14 protein-coding genes are annotated in these 15,523 nt (G+C 64.7%); 3 read left to right on the top strand and 11 right to left on the bottom strand.

The genetic code is table 11. The features are described from left to right. Window position 1 precedes the first annotated feature (1 nt). Genes JQ572_RS22190 through JQ572_RS22160 form a run of 7 tightly spaced genes read right to left on the bottom strand, consistent with a single transcriptional unit; the run spans window position 2 to window position 5,843 of the window. Window positions 2-916: a type II secretion system minor pseudopilin gene (locus JQ572_RS22190; protein WP_211384956.1), complete on the bottom strand. Its 915-nt coding sequence runs from the start codon at window positions 914-916 to the stop codon at window positions 2-4. Further along, window positions 913-1,632 carry a general secretion pathway protein GspJ gene (locus JQ572_RS22185; protein WP_249129191.1) on the bottom strand — a complete coding sequence of 240 codons (720 nt, stop codon included), beginning with the start codon at window positions 1,630-1,632 and terminating at the stop codon, window positions 913-915. Before JQ572_RS22185 ends, JQ572_RS22190 begins: the two co-directional genes overlap by 4 nt. Next, a complete protein-coding gene (locus tag JQ572_RS22180; protein WP_211384955.1) occupies window positions 1,629-2,024 on the bottom strand; it encodes a PulJ/GspJ family protein in 396 nt (131 codons plus the stop codon). The genes JQ572_RS22185 and JQ572_RS22180 overlap by 4 nt, the downstream gene beginning before the upstream one ends. Further along, window positions 2,002-2,496 (bottom strand): prepilin-type N-terminal cleavage/methylation domain-containing protein, encoded by a 495-nt coding sequence (locus JQ572_RS22175; RefSeq protein WP_211384954.1) that lies wholly within the window; start codon window positions 2,494-2,496, stop codon window positions 2,002-2,004. The genes JQ572_RS22180 and JQ572_RS22175 overlap by 23 nt, the downstream gene beginning before the upstream one ends. After that, complete coding sequence (gene gspG / locus JQ572_RS22170; protein ID WP_211384953.1) at window positions 2,459-2,914, bottom strand: type II secretion system major pseudopilin GspG; 456 nt, start codon at window positions 2,912-2,914, stop codon at window positions 2,459-2,461. Before gspG ends, JQ572_RS22175 begins: the two co-directional genes overlap by 38 nt. Before the next feature lie 25 nt (window positions 2,915-2,939). After that, window positions 2,940-4,151, bottom strand: coding sequence for a type II secretion system F family protein (locus JQ572_RS22165; protein ID WP_211384952.1), 1,212 nt, complete (start codon window positions 4,149-4,151; stop codon window positions 2,940-2,942). 3 nt (window positions 4,152-4,154) lie between these two features. Further along, window positions 4,155-5,843, bottom strand: a complete 1,689-nt coding sequence (locus JQ572_RS22160; RefSeq protein ID WP_249129189.1) for a GspE/PulE family protein — start codon at window positions 5,841-5,843, stop codon at window positions 4,155-4,157. Window positions 5,844-5,981: 138 nt separating this feature from the next. On the opposite strand from JQ572_RS22160, the gene gspD reads away from it, so the two are divergent. Continuing rightward, on the top strand, window positions 5,982-8,363 hold the full coding sequence (gene gspD / locus JQ572_RS22155; RefSeq protein ID WP_211384950.1) for a type II secretion system secretin GspD: 2,382 nt from the start codon (window positions 5,982-5,984) through the stop codon (window positions 8,361-8,363). Between the two features lie 4 nt (window positions 8,364-8,367). Continuing rightward, window positions 8,368-8,964 (top strand): prepilin peptidase, encoded by a 597-nt coding sequence (locus tag JQ572_RS22150; protein WP_211384949.1) that lies wholly within the window; start codon window positions 8,368-8,370, stop codon window positions 8,962-8,964. Window positions 8,965-9,202: 238 nt separating this feature from the next. Here JQ572_RS22150 and JQ572_RS22145 read toward each other — a convergent pair whose 3' ends face one another. From JQ572_RS22145 to JQ572_RS22130, 4 genes are all read right to left on the bottom strand, one after another. Beyond that, on the bottom strand, window positions 9,203-9,724 hold the full coding sequence (locus JQ572_RS22145; RefSeq protein ID WP_249129188.1) for a tetratricopeptide repeat protein: 522 nt from the start codon (window positions 9,722-9,724) through the stop codon (window positions 9,203-9,205). Between the two features lie 82 nt (window positions 9,725-9,806). Beyond that, complete coding sequence (locus JQ572_RS22140) at window positions 9,807-10,907, bottom strand: acyltransferase family protein (RefSeq protein WP_211384948.1); 1,101 nt, start codon at window positions 10,905-10,907, stop codon at window positions 9,807-9,809. Window positions 10,908-11,217: 310 nt separating this feature from the next. After that, window positions 11,218-12,204 (bottom strand): hypothetical protein, encoded by a 987-nt coding sequence (locus JQ572_RS22135; RefSeq protein WP_249129187.1) that lies wholly within the window; start codon window positions 12,202-12,204, stop codon window positions 11,218-11,220. 408 nt (window positions 12,205-12,612) lie between these two features. Continuing rightward, a complete protein-coding gene (locus tag JQ572_RS22130) occupies window positions 12,613-14,988 on the bottom strand; it encodes a M10 family metallopeptidase C-terminal domain-containing protein (RefSeq protein WP_249129186.1) in 2,376 nt (791 codons plus the stop codon). 204 nt (window positions 14,989-15,192) lie between these two features. Between JQ572_RS22130 and JQ572_RS22125 the strand changes: the two genes are divergently transcribed. Beyond that, a complete protein-coding gene (locus JQ572_RS22125; protein WP_211384947.1) occupies window positions 15,193-15,495 on the top strand; it encodes a hypothetical protein in 303 nt (100 codons plus the stop codon). The last annotated feature ends 28 nt before the right edge of the window (window positions 15,496-15,523 follow it).

The raw sequence follows: 15,523 nt of genomic DNA, 5'->3' as shown, positions 1-15,523 counted from the left end.
CTCACAGAGGCTTTCCGGCCGAGCCGTCAAAGGCGTTGTGCCACGACAATACACGATATGGCTCATCGCCGCTCTCGAGAAGCAGGATGACGATCTCGGCCGAGCTCCGCCGATGCGACGGCGCTTCGACCGCGACCGTCAGCCGGTACGCCTTCGAACCCTCGGCCGTCGCGTTGGTGCTGCCGGCGAGCCCGACCAGGGATCGCGGATCGATATTGGGATCTGCGCGGTCGCGCAGCACCTGTTGCAGCATCCCGGGCGTCATGCCGGGCAGTGCCGCCACCACCTGCGGTGCGGCGTCGAGCACGTTCACGGTCCGCATGTTGCTGAACACGGTGACGAAGGGCAGCGCGCGCTCCACGACCGGGGCCGGAATGCCGCGCACCAGCCAGAGCTCGTCGCTGTGCGGAAACGGCGCGTGGCGCGGCAGATAGGGCGCGCCGAGCGTGCGATAGTAGGAATCCTCCGGATTGTCCTGGCCGGGCTCCGTCGACGAGCGCCAGGCGAGGATCCGGTCGGCATAAACGGACGCGTCCGTCGCCGGGACACCGAGCGCCATCATCAGCCCCGCGAGCATCGGCTTTGGTGCCATGTTGAGATCGACGCGCGCGGCCTCCGAGCGGAAGGTGACGCTGACGCGTCCGGCGCCCACGCGGGCATTGAAGGTGCCGCTGGTCGGACGCGTGGCCTCGTTCTGCGCTGTCAGCCGGTAAGCCGCGAGTTCGAGCCCGGCGTTCACCAGTGCATCCGCCTGCAATCGGTCGGCGGTGACGGCGACCGTGACCGCGGTGTTGGTGACGTAAGTCAGGTAGATCAGCGCGAGCGCGGCCAGCGCCGCAAGCATCCAGAGCACCACGACGACGATGAAGCCGCGGCCGTCGCGAACTCCCGCACGCGCGTGCCTCGCTCCGCTCACAGCTGCTGCTCCTCTTTCTCCGCCTGCTGCGGCCGGGTCCGCGCCGTCACGCAGGTCGTCGGATTCTTGGCCCGCGCGCATTCGGCCGGAGCCGTGATGTGCGGGGTCACCGCACCCGAGACCGAGAGTATCTGGCCGGTGGCGCTGTTGCGCACCGTGATGCGGACCCGATCCGGCAACTGCGCCTGGCCCCGCCAGGTCGGCAGCCACTGCCCGTCCGGCCCGGCATAGGCGAAGCTCACGCGGAACGGCGCGCGGATCAACACGACCTGGTCGACGAAGCGGATCTGCCCGTCGGCCGGCATCGGCTGGAACGGCGCGCGCTCGCGCACCAGCGCGAGCCCCTGTGCGTCGGCCTTCTCGACCAGGCGGATGAATTCGAGCCCCGGACGCGCGCTCGGGCCGAGCGCCGTGCGCAGGAAGGTCACCGACAATTCGGCGCCGTCGAACAGCGGCGCCCTGGCGTCGGCGTTGACCGTCATCTGCTCGGCGACCGACAGGTCGGCGATGATGCGTTCGAGGCCGGTTGCGAGACGCTCGGCCCGCTGCACGCGCGCGATGCCGCGATTCCAGTTCGGCAGCCATTGCGCCGTCACGGTCGCCAGCGCCGCCAGGATGACGGTCATCAGCAGTGTCGCGAGCAGCACTTCGAGCAGGGTGAAGCCTGCTTCGTCTGCCAGTGCGCGGCGCAGGCGCTTCATTGCCGGGCCCTTCATTGAGAAGTCCTCGGCACCAGCTTCACGGTCGTGATCTGGATCGCGCTGCCGTCGGCGCGCTGGAGGCGCAGATTGACGGCCAACGGCACGAAACGGTCGGTGGCGGGGTTGCCGCCCGCCACGCTCATCGGCGCAACGTCGACGCGCCAGCGGCTGCCGGCCAGTTCGCCGCTCTGACGGCCGGGCTTCAGCAAGGAGCGCGCCGGCAGGTCCGCAAGCAGGGTCTCGGCGGTCCCGGCGAGGGCCAGATGCTGGTCGATCGCACGCGTGCCCTTCGCCGTCGTGGCGATGACCGAGCCGATCGAGCCGAGCATGACCGCGATGATCGCGAGCGCGACCAGCGCCTCGATCAGGGTGAAGCCGGCGGCGTCAGAAAACCTTCTGCGGGACAATCTCGACGCCTCCGGTCAACCAGTTGACGCGCACCTCATAGCCCATGCCCGGACGCGCCAGCGCGATCGTCCCGCCGCACGACATGCCCGAGGGAAAGAAATCAATCGATCGCCCGGTCGCGCGATCGGCACAGCGCGCGGCCAGCATCGCCTGCACAACCACGTCGCCCGGCAGGCGGATGGTCCGCCCGGTGACGCCGGAACGGATCGCGCGCGCCTCCGCATCCACCATGGTCGCGACCCGCACCTGCCGGCGCAGCGCCGCGTTGCGGTCGGCTTTCAGCAGTGCCGCGGTCTCGACCGCATAGCTCTCCAGCCTGGCGCGCGTCGTGGTGCGCGGAACCGCCGGGAGGATGATCGCCGCGAGCAGGCCGATGATCGCGAGCACGCACAGGATCTCGATCAGCGCAAAGCCGCGCGTATCGCAGATGCCCTCAGCGCGTGCCGCTGACAATGTCGGCCGCCGTTCCACTGCCGCCTTCCTGACCGTCCGATCCGAGCGAGATGATCTCGTAGGGCGCGCTCGGGCCCGGCGAGCGATAGACATAGATGTGCCCCCAGGGATCACTCGGCACCACGCCGCCGCGCAGATAAGGCCCATTCCAGCCGGCCTGATTGGTATTGCGGGTCAGCGCGGCTAGGCCTTCGTTGGATGTCGGATAGCGCCCGAGATCGAGAAAATAGAGATCGAGCGCACTGGAAAAACTCTCGATCTGGATCTTCGCCGCCTTCGCCTTGGATTCGCTGAGATAGTTCAGCACGCGTGGCCCGACCAACGCCATGATCATCCCGATGATGGTGATGACGACCAGCATCTCGACCAGGGTGAAGCCCGCCTCCCCGAAGGCCCCGCGCCGCCGGCCGCGCCTCGACGATGGATGTTTGGTCACTTCAAGCCTCTCCCATTCCCATGGCCTAACCGACTATCTGACTCACCGACATCAACGCGGTCATCACCGACGTGATCAGGCCTCCGACCACCAGCGAGATCGCGATGATCGCCGCCGGTCCCGCGATGCCGACGGCACGGTCCAGCGTGCGCTGCAACTTGACCTCGTAGAATTCGGCGACGCGTCCGGATAGCATCGGCAATTGTCCTGTCTCGTCGCCGAGCCGGAGCATGCGCACCGCCATCGCCGGCAGCGCCTCCGTCTCGGCGAGCGCGTCGGACAGCTTCGAGCCGTGGCGGACCCGGTCGGCCGCATCGCTCCAGACCGTAGACGGGCCGGTGGTTGCCATCATGTCGATCAGGATGCGCATCGTGGTGGTGAGATTGACCCCGCTGCCGAGCAGCAGGCCGAGATTGCGGCAGAACAGCGCCGTGCGGTACGCCCTCATCACGTTGCGGATCGCGGGCAACCGCACGATCGCATTGGTGATGCCGCGGCGGACGCGCTCCCGCCGGAGCAAGAGCCACGCCGCCGCGATGGTGGTCGCAAGCCCGGCCAGGACCGCATCGGAATTGCCGCGCAGGAAGGTCGAGATGTTGAGGAAGACACCGACGATCGGATCGACCTTGGCGCCGAAATCCTGCAACACGCTGGCGAACTGCGGCAGCACGAAGGTGAGAAAGAACAGCAGCACGCAGCCGGCCGCGCCGAGCACGAAGAGCGGATAGCGGATCGCATCCGACAGCCGGCGCCGCAACGCCTCGCTGCGCGCGCGTTCGCCGGCCAGCACCTCCAGAACCTGATCCAGCGAGCCCGAGGCCTCGCCGACACGCACCAGCGCGATATACATCGGCGGAAACAGCCCCTCATGCCGCGCCAGTGCCTCGGCAAAGCTCTCGCCCGCAACAACGCGCGACCGGATGTCGGCGACGACGGGGCGCAGCCGGCCGAGATCGGGATCGGCCACCAGCAGTTCCAATCCGTCATTGATGCGGGCGCCGGCGCGCAGCAGCAGCGCCAGATCGCGGGTGAGGATGGTGATGTCTTCGGGCTTCGGCCTGTTGAACAGGCTGAGCACACTGCCGGTCGCGCCGCCCTCTTCCGGCGTGACGTTGTCGACCAGCACGAGGCCGAGCCGCTCGATCCGCTGCGCGACGTCGCCGGGCGCGGGCGCGGCGATGGCGCCGGAGACCAGTTCGCCGTTGGCATTGAGTGCGCGGTAGCGATAGTTCGGCATGCGCTAGCGCACCGTCGTGACGCGGAAGACCTCGGGCACGGTGGTGAGCCCGGCCCGGCACTTGGCGACCGCGTCCTCCAGCATCGTCGTCATGCCACTCCGCATCGCGGCAGCGTCGATCGAATGGGAGTCGGTCTGCGGGCCGATCAGCGTGCGCACCTCGTCGGACATTTCCAGGATCTCGAACACGCCGTTGCGGCCGCGATAGCCGGTGCCGCCGCAGCGTTCGCAGCCGCCGGCCTCGTGCACGACCTCGCCGCACTTGAAACCGATCACCGCAATCCGCGGATCCCTGGCGAGATCGGCCTCGGTCAGCGCGTGCGCCACCTTGCAGCGGTCGCAGAGCATGCGCACCAGTCGCTGCGCCACCACGGCACGCAACGTGGACTTCAGCAGGAACCCCTCGATGCCGAGATCGATCAGACGCGGCACGGCCGCCGCCGCGGTCTCGGTGTGCAGCGTCGTCAGCACGAGATGGCCGGTCAGCGCCGCATGGATCGCGATATGCGCGGTCTCGGCGTCGCGAACCTCGCCGACCATGATCACGTCGGGATCCTGGCGCACGAAGGCGCGCATGGCCGAGGCAAAGGTCAGCCCGATCGACGGCTTGACCTGGGACTGGTTGATGCCGGGAATTTCGTATTCGACCGGATCCTCGATGGTGAGGATCTTGCGCATCGGCTCGTTCAGGATCGACAGCATGGTCGCAAGCGTCGTGGTCTTGCCGCTGCCGGTCGGTCCGGTGACGACGACCATGCCGTGCGGCATCGCCAAGAGGCGCGTCATCGCGCTCTCGTCGCGCGCACCGAGCCCGAGCTTGCTCATCTCCAGCAGGCCGCGATCGCGCGGCAACAGACGGATGACGGCACTCTCCCCATGCTGCGTCGGCATGGTCGCGACGCGGACGTCGATCTCGCTGCGTCCGACCCGCACGCGGGCGGCGCCGTCCTGCGGCAGGCGCCGTTCTGCGATGTTGAGGCTGGCGAGAATCTTGATGCGCGAGATCAGTGCCTGCGGCGGGATGCCGTGCGGCGACGGCAGCGCGCGCAACAGACCGTCCACGCGCATGCGCACCGTGAGCCCGGCACGGAACGGTTCGACGTGAATGTCGCTTGCGCGCAAGTCCATGGCGCGCTCCAGCAGATCGTTAAGCGCACGCACCACCGGCGCGCCACTGGCGAGATCGCGCAGGCTCTCGATGTCGTCGTCGGACTGCTGCGCAACGCCCCTGCCGCTTCGATCGGCATTTGCGTCGTCGGCCTCGGCCCGTTGATCGAGGACCGTGGTAATGTCCTCATATGACGCCACGACGACATCGACCGGCGTTCCGAACACGATTTCGGCGGCGCGAATGGCTGCCGTGTCGGAGGGGTCGGCGACAGCCAGCCGAAAAACGTCATCCGACGCACTGAAGGGGAAGATGGTGGATTCGCGCAGGAAACGGCGCGAAAAACCGTCGAGGCGAGGTGTCGCCGCGAGCAGTTGCGGAAGGCTCAGCCGCGTCAGGCCGAAATGATCGGACACTTCGTCGGCGAACTCCGCGGCGGAAAGATCGGTCGCCTCCCACAATTCGCGCAAGGGGCGCGTGATCGCGGGATTGGCGGATTTGTCGGCATGGGCATGCGCCCGCTGCGGCAATGCGTATTTTTCCAGGAGGTGCTGCCGGAAGCTATCAGCGGAGCGGTCGCGCATCGCACTCACAGCGTTGACCTTGTTACCTGAATGCAACAACTTCGGCGGGTTACGGAAGGCCCTTTGCCCTTGACTTATTTCTTAGCAAAAACATAATCGTGGCGCAAATTATTGCGCGTCCGAACCAAGGGGGATCGGATGCCATCTCCAGTCACATCCAGCGTTGGCAGGCGTATTTTGTTTGAGGTGGTCCAGCCGCTCTTGCGTCTTCGCTCAGCGTTGACTGGAACGCTCGTTCTGTTGTCGTCCGCCTTCCTGCTCACGGCCTGCATCGTCACAGCGGACCAGTCGATCGAGGCGGATCCAAAGGATCCGCGCGCGCAGGACATCGCCGACAAGGTCCGCTCCCTCGACCTTCAGCCGCGACAACCTTCGGATGCAGGGGCAAGCGGCATTGCGCAGGCGAAATCGTCAAGGCCTGCGATCTATCTCAGCGATGGTGCAACGCCGCAAGGCGGCGCGATCGCAGAGCGCGACGACAGCGGCGGCAGCGGTTACGACCTCAATTTCGAGAACGCGCCGGTCGCCACCGTCGCAAAGGTCATCCTTGGTGACGTACTCAACGTCGGCTACACGATCGACCCGCGCGTACAGGGGACCGTCACGCTCGCCTCGGTGCGCCCCGTCCCCAAGGCCGACGCGGTCTATGTGCTGGAGAATGCGCTGCGCATGTCCGGCGTGGCGCTGGTGCGCGACCGCGCCGGCTACCGCCTGCTGCCGGCGCCGGAAGCCGGTCCCGGCGGCATCGATCGCTCCGCCAACGCCGCCGCCGGCCAGGGCATCACGGTGGTGCCGCTGCGCTATGTCTCGGCCCAGAACATCTTCAAGCTGCTCGACGCCTTCGGCGTGAAGGCCTCGACCATGCGTCCCGACAGTGCCCGCAACACGCTGCTCGTCAGCGGCAGCGGCACCGACCGGGCGACCGCGGTCGACACCATCCTCTCCTTCGACGCCGACTGGATGCGCGGGCAATCGGTCGGCATCTTCCCGGTGCGCAACTCCACGCCGGAGCCGCTCATCACAGAGATGGAAAAGATCATGGATTCGGGCGAAGGCGGCCTGAGCCAGAGCGTGGTCAAGTTCCAGTCGATCAGCCGCCTCAACTCGATCCTGGTCGTCAGCCAGAAGCCGGAATATCTCAAGCGCGCGCAGGTGTGGATCGCGCGGCTCGACCGCTCCGACACCGACGGCGTGAACCTGAAATCCTATCCGCTGCGCTACGGCAATTCCAAAGCGGTGGTGGCGCTGCTGAACGAGATCCTGTTCAGCCAGAGCGCGACCAGCACCTCGTCGCTCGACAATTCCGCGAGCCAGATTTCGCCGGGCGCGGGCATCGCGACGTCCTCGTCCGGGACCAATCCGGTAGCCTCGCTCAGCGCACTTCCGACTGCGGCTGCGGGTGCGGCAACCCCGGTCACCGGTGCGCCCGGCTCGCCGCTGGCCGCGCGTTCCACCCCTGCCGTGGCCGGCGCACCCGGCCAGGACAACGGCTCCGGCTCGCTGCTCGGCACGGCTGCGAAACCGGCCGGTGCGGTGCTCCAGAACGTGCGGATCACCGCCGACGTCACCAACAACGCCGTGCTGGTCTATGCCAACGCGGAATCGCAACGCGTCGTCGAGCAGACGATCCGGCAGATCGACCGGCCGCAGCGCCAGATTGCGATCGAGGCGACCATCGCCGAGGTCACGCTGAACGACCAGTTGAACTATGGCGTGCAATTCTTCCTGGCGAGCCAGAAAGGCTCGATCTCCAACACGGTCTCCGGCATCAGCAACAGCGCCACGGTCGGCAGCAACACCGAGCCGGCGAGCAACGCCGTCAATGCCGCGGCCGGCGCCCTGCTCGGGCGCGCATTGCCCGGCTTCAACTTCCTGATCGGTGCGGAAAACTCGCCGCGCGTCGTGCTCGACGCGCTGCACGGCATCACCAACGTCAAGGTGCTTTCGAACCCGTCGCTGGTGGTGCTGGACAATCAGGCGGCGACGCTGCAGGTCGGCGACCAGGTTCCGTTCTCGACCGGCACCGCGACCGTGCTGACCGCCAACAACACCGTGGTCAACACCATCGACTACAAGAACACCGGCATCATCCTGCGCGTGCTGCCGCGCGCCAACGCCAACGGCAACGTCGTGCTCGACATCGAGCAGGAGATCTCGAGCGTCGCCGCCGGCAGCGCCAACTCGCTGACGCCGACGATCTCGCAGCGCCGGGTCAAGAGCTCGATCGCGGTGACCAGCGGTCAGACCGTGCTGCTCGCCGGCCTGATCAGCGAGACCGAGAACAGGCAGCGCCAGGGCCTGCCGATCCTGGATTCCATTCCGGGCGTGGGCGACGCCTTCTCGCATCAGACCAACACACGCGCCCGCACCGAGTTGATCCTGTTCATCCGCCCGACCGTCATCAAGGACGGCGTCGATGCGCATGTGATCGCCGAGGAAATGCGCAGCAAGATGAACAGCCGCCTGGTCGGCACCAGCAATCCGGTCGTCACGGTGAACCCGCCCACGGCGGCGCGCTAGTGGCGTGACGGACCCGGTCGCGAACGACGGGACGGGCTCTCCGCTCGCGCTCAGCCTCGCGCTGCTGCTGGGTGTGCTTGCAAGCCTCGTCGCAGCGCCGGGCGCCGAAGGCCTCTACGGCGCGTTCCTCGCCGCGCTGATGTTCGCGATCGCGGCGCACGATGCCCGCCATTATCTCATTCCGAACGAGCTGACCGGCGCGGCCTTCGCGCTCGCTTTGCTCCGCGCGGGCGGATTCGCGCTGGAGACGGGCGCCGACGCGATGCTCTGGGCAGTCGTCCGCGCCGTTTCGGTCGCGCTCCCGCTCCTGCTCCTGATGCTGCTCTACCGGCGCTGGCGCGGCCGCGACGGGCTCGGGCTCGGCGACGTCAAGCTCGCCGCGGTCTGCGGCGCCTGGCTCGAGCTCACGACGGTGGCCGCAGTGATCGAGCTTGCGGCGCTGGTCGCGATCGGCGCCTATGTCGCCAATGCCGCGCTGCGAAGAAAGCGGCTCCGCGCTACGGCCTTCCTGCCGTTCGGGCTCTTCCTGGCGCCGGCGATCTGGATCGGCTGGCTGGGCGAGGTCTGGTACACCAACTGGCTCGGCGGCTGGCCGGGTTAGGGTGATCCGGCAAATCGTCATTCAGGGCGGCAGACAAAAAACCCCGAAAACAACCCCATGCACAGTAGCCGGGTGCAGCCTTGTCAATGACTTGACGACCGGCGCGGACACTTTGCGGATTTTACGAATCCCCTTTGACACGTCGGCAAAACACCGGCATGATGTCATGATGGCGATAGCGCCACCCGCCCCCGTGCCGAGCGCGGCCGATGGCGTGGCGCTTGTCAGGGCCGGCGGATCAGTGCTCTCGGCTCGGCGCCCATTCCAGCGCCCGCAGACGAGCCTGGGCGATCTCTCCCCGGGTCATCTTGGTCGTGACGGCATCGCGGATCCGGGCCCGCGCCTCCCGCGCCGGCGGCGGCGCGGCGGCCGTCGACAGATTGAGCCATTTCGAGGCCTCGACGATGTCCTGCGGCACGCCCTGGCCGCGGTCGTAGAGCAGCCCGAGGGAATATTGCGCGCGGCTGTCGCCCTGCTCGGCCGCCCGCCGGTACCACATCGCAGCTTCCGTGTAGTTCCGCGGCACGCCGCGGCCGGTCTCGAACTGGAAGCCGAGATAGGTCTGCGCCGCCGCATTGCCCCGCTCGGCGAGCGGAATGAAGATGCGCGAGGCCCTCACATAGTCCTGGCGCTGGAAGGCGGAGACGCCCTGGCGCAACGACTGGGCGTGGGCACCGGCCGGCGCCGCGAGCACGGGTGCCGCGATCACGAGGACAAGAACGGCAAGCCGCAGCGAGCGGACCAGACGACGACAATTCATATCTGGGCGTGTCCTACTCATTACCGGCTTCTCATCGATGGCAGCTGCCACAGGTTATTCCGGCCGGATGACGGAATCCAGATCACGATTGCCCGTCTCCAGCAGCCGCTCTTGCCGGCGGCCCGCCGCGCCACTCGCGCGACGGCCGGCCGAGAGCGGCTTTTATCCAGTCCGACACGCGATGATAGTGTCGCTCAAAAAGCAGCGCGAAAACATAAGCAAGGGCGTTCGCCACGATGACCGCGAATAGCGATCTCCAGATGGAGACGTTCGGCCAGACACTGAAGATCAACCGCAACGTCGTGAGATGGATTAGAAAGAGCGAGTAGGAATAGTCGGCAGCAAGGTTGATCAGCGTGGCCAGCCGATGCGGCATGATGCGGACGTGCTGCGACACCAGGATCAAGCTGAGGAACGACAAAACCAGTATGGGATATTGCCCCAGGTTTGCATCATCGCCGGGCGTGCGCTGGATCAGCCAGGTCGCCAGGGTGACGACGAATGCCAGACACCAGAACAGGACATTCGGCCGGTACCCGATCACGCCTTTTACGACGTAATAAGAGGCAAAGGCCATAAGCCACAGCACGAACAGCGCGCGATCGGTGCCCGGGATGTTGGAGAAATAGGCGAGCGGCATGAAAGAAAACGGCGCAGCAACGAGGCTGCACAATAGAACGTTCTTGCCGCAGAGCAGAAAGTATATCGCACCCACGAAGAAGTAGATGTGAAACTCAAGTGCAACCGAAGTCAATTGCCCGGCCGTCCCGAATGTGCCTACACTCAGACAGCAAGGCACGTTCTGCTGCATGAACAAGTTGCCTATGTAGGTTTTCAAATCGACCGGATCCGCGACAATTTCGATGTCGGACCATCGGAGACCAAGCGTCGCGAGTCCAATAGCCAATATGGCCGGCAGGTAAGCCGTATAGATCCTCGCGAACCGCTCAATGCCGAAGTCGACCAAACCGTAGGAAGGCGACTCTGACTTGCTATCGAGGGTGTAGGCAATCAGGAAGCCGGACAGAACAAAGAACAACAAGACACCATCAGCGGGGACATAGGTCTTCCCAAGCCCTCCAACACCCCAAGCATGTCCGATACAAACCACTTGCGCCGCGATTGCTCTCAAGAGATTCAAGGTGACGGAGGTATCGTTTTTCGCCGGGTCCAGGCTAATCATGGAATCGAGCGTTCCTGACCGTGTCGATGTTGCTTCGGTGTCTAGTCTCGCTCTGTGAATTCCATCCCGGGCTCGAGGCGAAAAGCCAGTACCTATCGACGAGTATTGGAATTCCCAATCCCTGCCGGAGCAGCAATCCGGGCACGTGGCGAGAGTTAGACGAACGGCCAGACTTAATGGAAGACGCGGCGCCGTGCTATACGCGCTTGCGGCAAGGGCGGACCAACCGTGCACGTTTTGCGCGCATAAGACAAAAGCCCCGGGCGAAGATCGCCCGGGGCTTTGTGCATACGGTAATGGGGGAGATGGACTACTTGTAGCCGCCCGCCGACCCTGGTGTGGTGTCCGGACCGTTGCCGTTAATCTGATTGTCGCCATAGGACAGCACGGTGCCCGCCGTCGCAATTCCCGCATTGTTCACGATCATGGACCGACCGATGCGGATATTCGCGACACCACCCTGAGCAACGCCGGTACTGAGGCTCTCGGAGATGTTGCTGTTGTTGACCTGCAGATTGACCGATCCCTGGGCATTCACGCCGACGAAGTTCTTGTTGATGGAGGAATTGTTGATGAGAACCTTGGCACTCCCGCCATTTGGATTGATCAGAACGCCGGTGCCGTCGATGCCAGAGCCGTTGTGCGAGATGATACTATCCCGGATCATCAACAATGCTCCGGCGTTGCTCGGGGTGAACGAGACGCCAATGCTACCCGCGGAGTTGAAATCCCTGATGAAGCAATGCTCGATGACCACCGAAGCCGCCTGCAGGACCGTGACGCCCTTCAGTCCGGTGCCGAAGCCCTCGATGTCCAGGCCGCGCAGCACGATGTGGTCGGTCGCGGCAGCGTTGATGATGACGCCGTTGGTGCCGGCCGCCAGGATGCCGCCGATGGTGCCTTCGCAATAGATCGAGATCGCCTTGGTGATGGTCACGACGCCGAAGCCACCCGGGTCGAGACAATTGATCTCGCCGCCAGCCGCCGTTTTCGAGATCGCGCCGGGAAAGGTCTTGCAGGGCGCGGTGCGGCTGCACGGATTGGCGTCGTCGCCCACGCCGGACACCCAGGTTCTTGAGGCTTGCGCGTGAGCCGGCTGCGATGCGATCACTGGTATGAACAATCCCGCCACCAGCGCCCAGAGTGCAATTCGACGCATTTCGTCCTCCCGAGATGAAGCTGAGATATCAGCTTGTTGCCATGCACAAATCTTCGCTGCCGCAGCGCGCGCTTGGCGCGTGCACGCATCATTTTCACATATCGCTGAAACTTCCCCCGCCGTTTTCGGCGTCCGCAATAGGCTTTCGTGGTCTAAATGGCTCGATACGCAACGCTATTTGGAAAAGCGGAAACGGACTTTGTCGGCATTTCGTCACGCAACCGTTGCGTGATGCACCGCAGGCTTTCTAGTGGTCGCGCCGGGTCAGACAAGGTTCAATTTTGACGCGCTTTTTTTTACTCTTAAACTTGCCTTCGCCGTCGCGAGCATAGTGCAGGCGCGGGATTGAAGACAATGAGGATCAGCGGGTCGCGAAAAATTATCCTCCATGTCCCACTGATCGCGACGTTACACCCAAGTTGTGACGGAAAGGCCCACGCCGGGTCTGCGCCGATTCGACGCGAGGAGGGCCGCGCCGTCAGCCGAGCATGAAACGGTCATGACGGCCGGGGCGGGATTGCACTCCGTTGGCTGCCGGGAAAGCAGTCACGCTGTCAGATGCCAATCCAGACCAGCCGAGGGAGCCCCCATTGAAGAATCGCCGTTGAGATCCTGATGGAAACTCGCCTCGAGAGATTCGAGGGCGGCGCTCGCGCCCGCGACGACCCCGCCCACGGCATTGGCAATGACGTTGCCGTTCGTATCCGTGTTCCAGACCGTGTACTGGTCGGTACCGGGCAGATGGAGCGCGACTTCGAAGCCGCTGGCGGTCTGTTCTGCGCCAATGAAAGTCCAACTGCCGAACTGACCGACCGTCACCGCCGGGCCGCCGTATTTCAGTACGGGACCAGTCCCACCCGAAACGGGGTTCAGATAGTAGTTGTTGTTCGTCACCACCAAGCTGGTCGCGCCGAAGAATTCGATCACGTTGGGAGGGACTCCAATCGTCCCGTCGCCGTTGAGATCCTGATGGAAGCTCGTCTCGAGGGATTCCAGTGCGGAACTCGCGCCCGACACGACCCCTCCCACGGCATTGGCATTGACGTTGCCATTCGTATCCGTGTTCCAGACCGTGTACTGGTCGGCACCGGGCAGATGAAGGGCGACTTCGAAACCGCTGGCGGTCTGCTCTGCACCAATGAAGCTCCAACTGCCGAACTGACCGACCGTCACCGCGGGGCCGCCGTATTTCAATACCGGACCAGTCCCACCCGAAACGGGATTCAGATAGTAATTGTTGTTCGTCACCACCAAGCTGGTCGCGCCGAAGGATTCGATCACGGTGCCTGGGACGCCAATCGTGCCGTCGCCATTGAGATCCTGATGGAAGCTCGTCTCGAGGGATTCGAAGGCAAAGCTCGAGCCCGAGACAATCCCTCCCACGGCATTCGCGTTGACGTTGCCGTTCGTATCCGTGTTCCAGACGGTGTACTGGTCGGCACCGGACAGATGAAGCGCGACTTCGAAGCCGCTGGCGGTCTGTTCTGCGCCGATGAATGTCCAACTGCCGAACTGACCGACCGTGACCGCCGGACCGCCGTATTTCAGTACGGGACCATCCCCACCCGAAACGGGATTGAGATGGTAGTTGTTGTTCTCCACCACCAGGCTGGTCGCACCGAAGGATTCGACCACGACGGGGCTGAGCAGGCTCGTCAGAGCCGCGCTCGACATCGTCTGGTCTGCAAATTGGAAGGACTCGATCCCGGTGACGGTATCGGTGCCATCGGGCGAGCCGGAACGCTGGTCGGTGACCGTAAAGGTCTGCGAGCCGGAATTGTAGGCGAAGCTGTAGTTCGCGTAATTGCCCGAATACACCGCCTTGTCCGAGCCCGATCCGCCGGTCAGCGTGTCGTTGCCGCCGCCGCCGGTCAGCGTATCGTTGCCGTTGCCGCCGTTCAGCGCGTTGGCGATGGCGTTGCCGACGATGGTGTCGTTGCCGGAACCGCCGATGGCGTTGTCGATGTAGGAACGCGCGTCGCTGTTGTAGAGATAGGCATTGTAGACGTTGCCCGAGGCGTAATGGCCATTGCCGAGATTGGCCAGTTGAACCGACGAGAACACGGACGACGCACCCGGATTGAGGTTGATGCTCAGGTTCGTCGTGTAGTTCGACAGGTCGTAGGTATCGACGCCGCCGCCGTCCCAGATCGTCTCGTAGATGCGATTGGCCGAGCCACCGGCACCGCCATTGTCGGCCGGCTGGCCAACGCCGTTGATGAACTCCTGCCCCGTGGTCGCGCTCCAGGTATAAACGGTGGTCCCGCCCTGGGTCGTGTAGTTCGCGCCGTACATCGTCTGCAGCGCGAGGATATCGTTGGCCATGTAGGTCTGCGGATATCCATAGGCTTCGTTGGTGTAGCCGCTGGTCGTCGAAGCACCGACATAGCTGCGATAGCTCATGACGGTGTATTCGCTGTCGTCGTGCGCGCTCGGCACGGCGACGTTGGCGACGCCGCCCGTTTCCTGGCTGTGCTTGAGGCCGAGGGCGTGTCCAAGCTCGTGCAGCGCGGTCGTGAAATAGTAATTGCCGAGCGCGGCAAGCGAATAGTTGTACTGGGTTCCGAACCAGATGTCGCCGCCGGAGGCGTAGTTGCCGGGGTAATAGGCGTAGGAGGTCGGGTTGGCCGCCGGCGACTGCGCGATCATGATGTCGGCGCCGTTCGTCCCGGCGTACTGGATGCTGGCGTTGGTGTAGCCGAGGATCAATCCGATCGCGTAATTGATCGCCGCCTGCATCTGGGTGGGCGCCGAGGCAAAGCCCGATGTCGTCGGCTCGCTGCTGCCTCCGGTATACGGATTGGCGTAATCGCTGGAAGCGTCGGGAAAGCTGTAGGTGATCGTGCCCGACCATTTGATGCCCGACAGCAGGCCGTCGATGTCAGCATTGTTGGTCCTGGTGGTCGTGACCGCGGTTGCCAAAGGGAACTCCGAAGCAGCAAGCCCCGTCCGATTCAGGGCGTTAAACAGATGATTCTAGCTAGAGAGTTGAACGTTTGGTTTAAATTGGGCGAGGCCGTCCGGAGTTCTTCCGAAACGTCCTGTTAGCCATCAAATCCCGTAGTCATACGGGACAAGAAACAAGGATGCCGGTGGCGGCAAACCTGCGAGGTCTGCAAAAGAATCATGAAACGATGTCGGCTCGCCGCCGGTCTGCTGGGCGCCCTGATGGCGCTCGCCGGGCCGGATCATTCATCCTCTGGAGGACTGCCTGCCATGGTGGGGAAAGCCAATGCGGACGAGCGCGGCAAGCAGGGGCCCGCAGCCTCCATGCCGATGGCCCGCGATCCTTCCGCAGCCGTCGCCGAGGAGTACGAAGCCGCCCGCCGGCAGGGAACGCGGGAGGCGTTCGAACTCTTCATCGCACGTCACGGCGACTCCCCCCTGGCCGAGCAGGCACGGGCCGAACTGAAGCGAATGTCGCGCTGATCCGCCACGCATCGCGGCAGCCCGGTCA

The organism is Bradyrhizobium sp. SZCCT0153 (genome assembly GCF_018129995.1).
Classification (GTDB): Bacteria; Pseudomonadota; Alphaproteobacteria; order Rhizobiales; family Xanthobacteraceae; genus Bradyrhizobium; species Bradyrhizobium japonicum_G.
The sequence above is the reverse complement of the archived record's forward strand: the minus strand, read 5'-3'. Positions and strand labels throughout refer to the sequence as shown.

Bases quoted from the DNA above. Each gene is read 5' to 3' on its own strand.
- JQ572_RS22140 (WP_211384948.1), bottom strand. From the start codon at position 10,907: ATGATTAGCCTGGACCCGGCGAAAAACGATACCTCCGTCACCTTGAAT.
- JQ572_RS22160 (WP_249129189.1), bottom strand. From the start codon at position 5,843: ATGCGCGACCGCTCCGCTGATAGCTTCCGGCAGCACCTCCTGGAAAAA.
- JQ572_RS22125 (WP_211384947.1), top strand. From the start codon at position 15,193: ATGAAACGATGTCGGCTCGCCGCCGGTCTGCTGGGCGCCCTGATGGCG.
- JQ572_RS22145 (WP_249129188.1), bottom strand. From the start codon at position 9,724: ATGAATTGTCGTCGTCTGGTCCGCTCGCTGCGGCTTGCCGTTCTTGTC.
- JQ572_RS22185 (WP_249129191.1), bottom strand. From the start codon at position 1,632: ATGAAGGGCCCGGCAATGAAGCGCCTGCGCCGCGCACTGGCAGACGAA.
- JQ572_RS22165 (WP_211384952.1), bottom strand. From the start codon at position 4,151: ATGCCGAACTATCGCTACCGCGCACTCAATGCCAACGGCGAACTGGTC.
- gspD (WP_211384950.1), top strand. From the start codon at position 5,982: ATGCCATCTCCAGTCACATCCAGCGTTGGCAGGCGTATTTTGTTTGAG.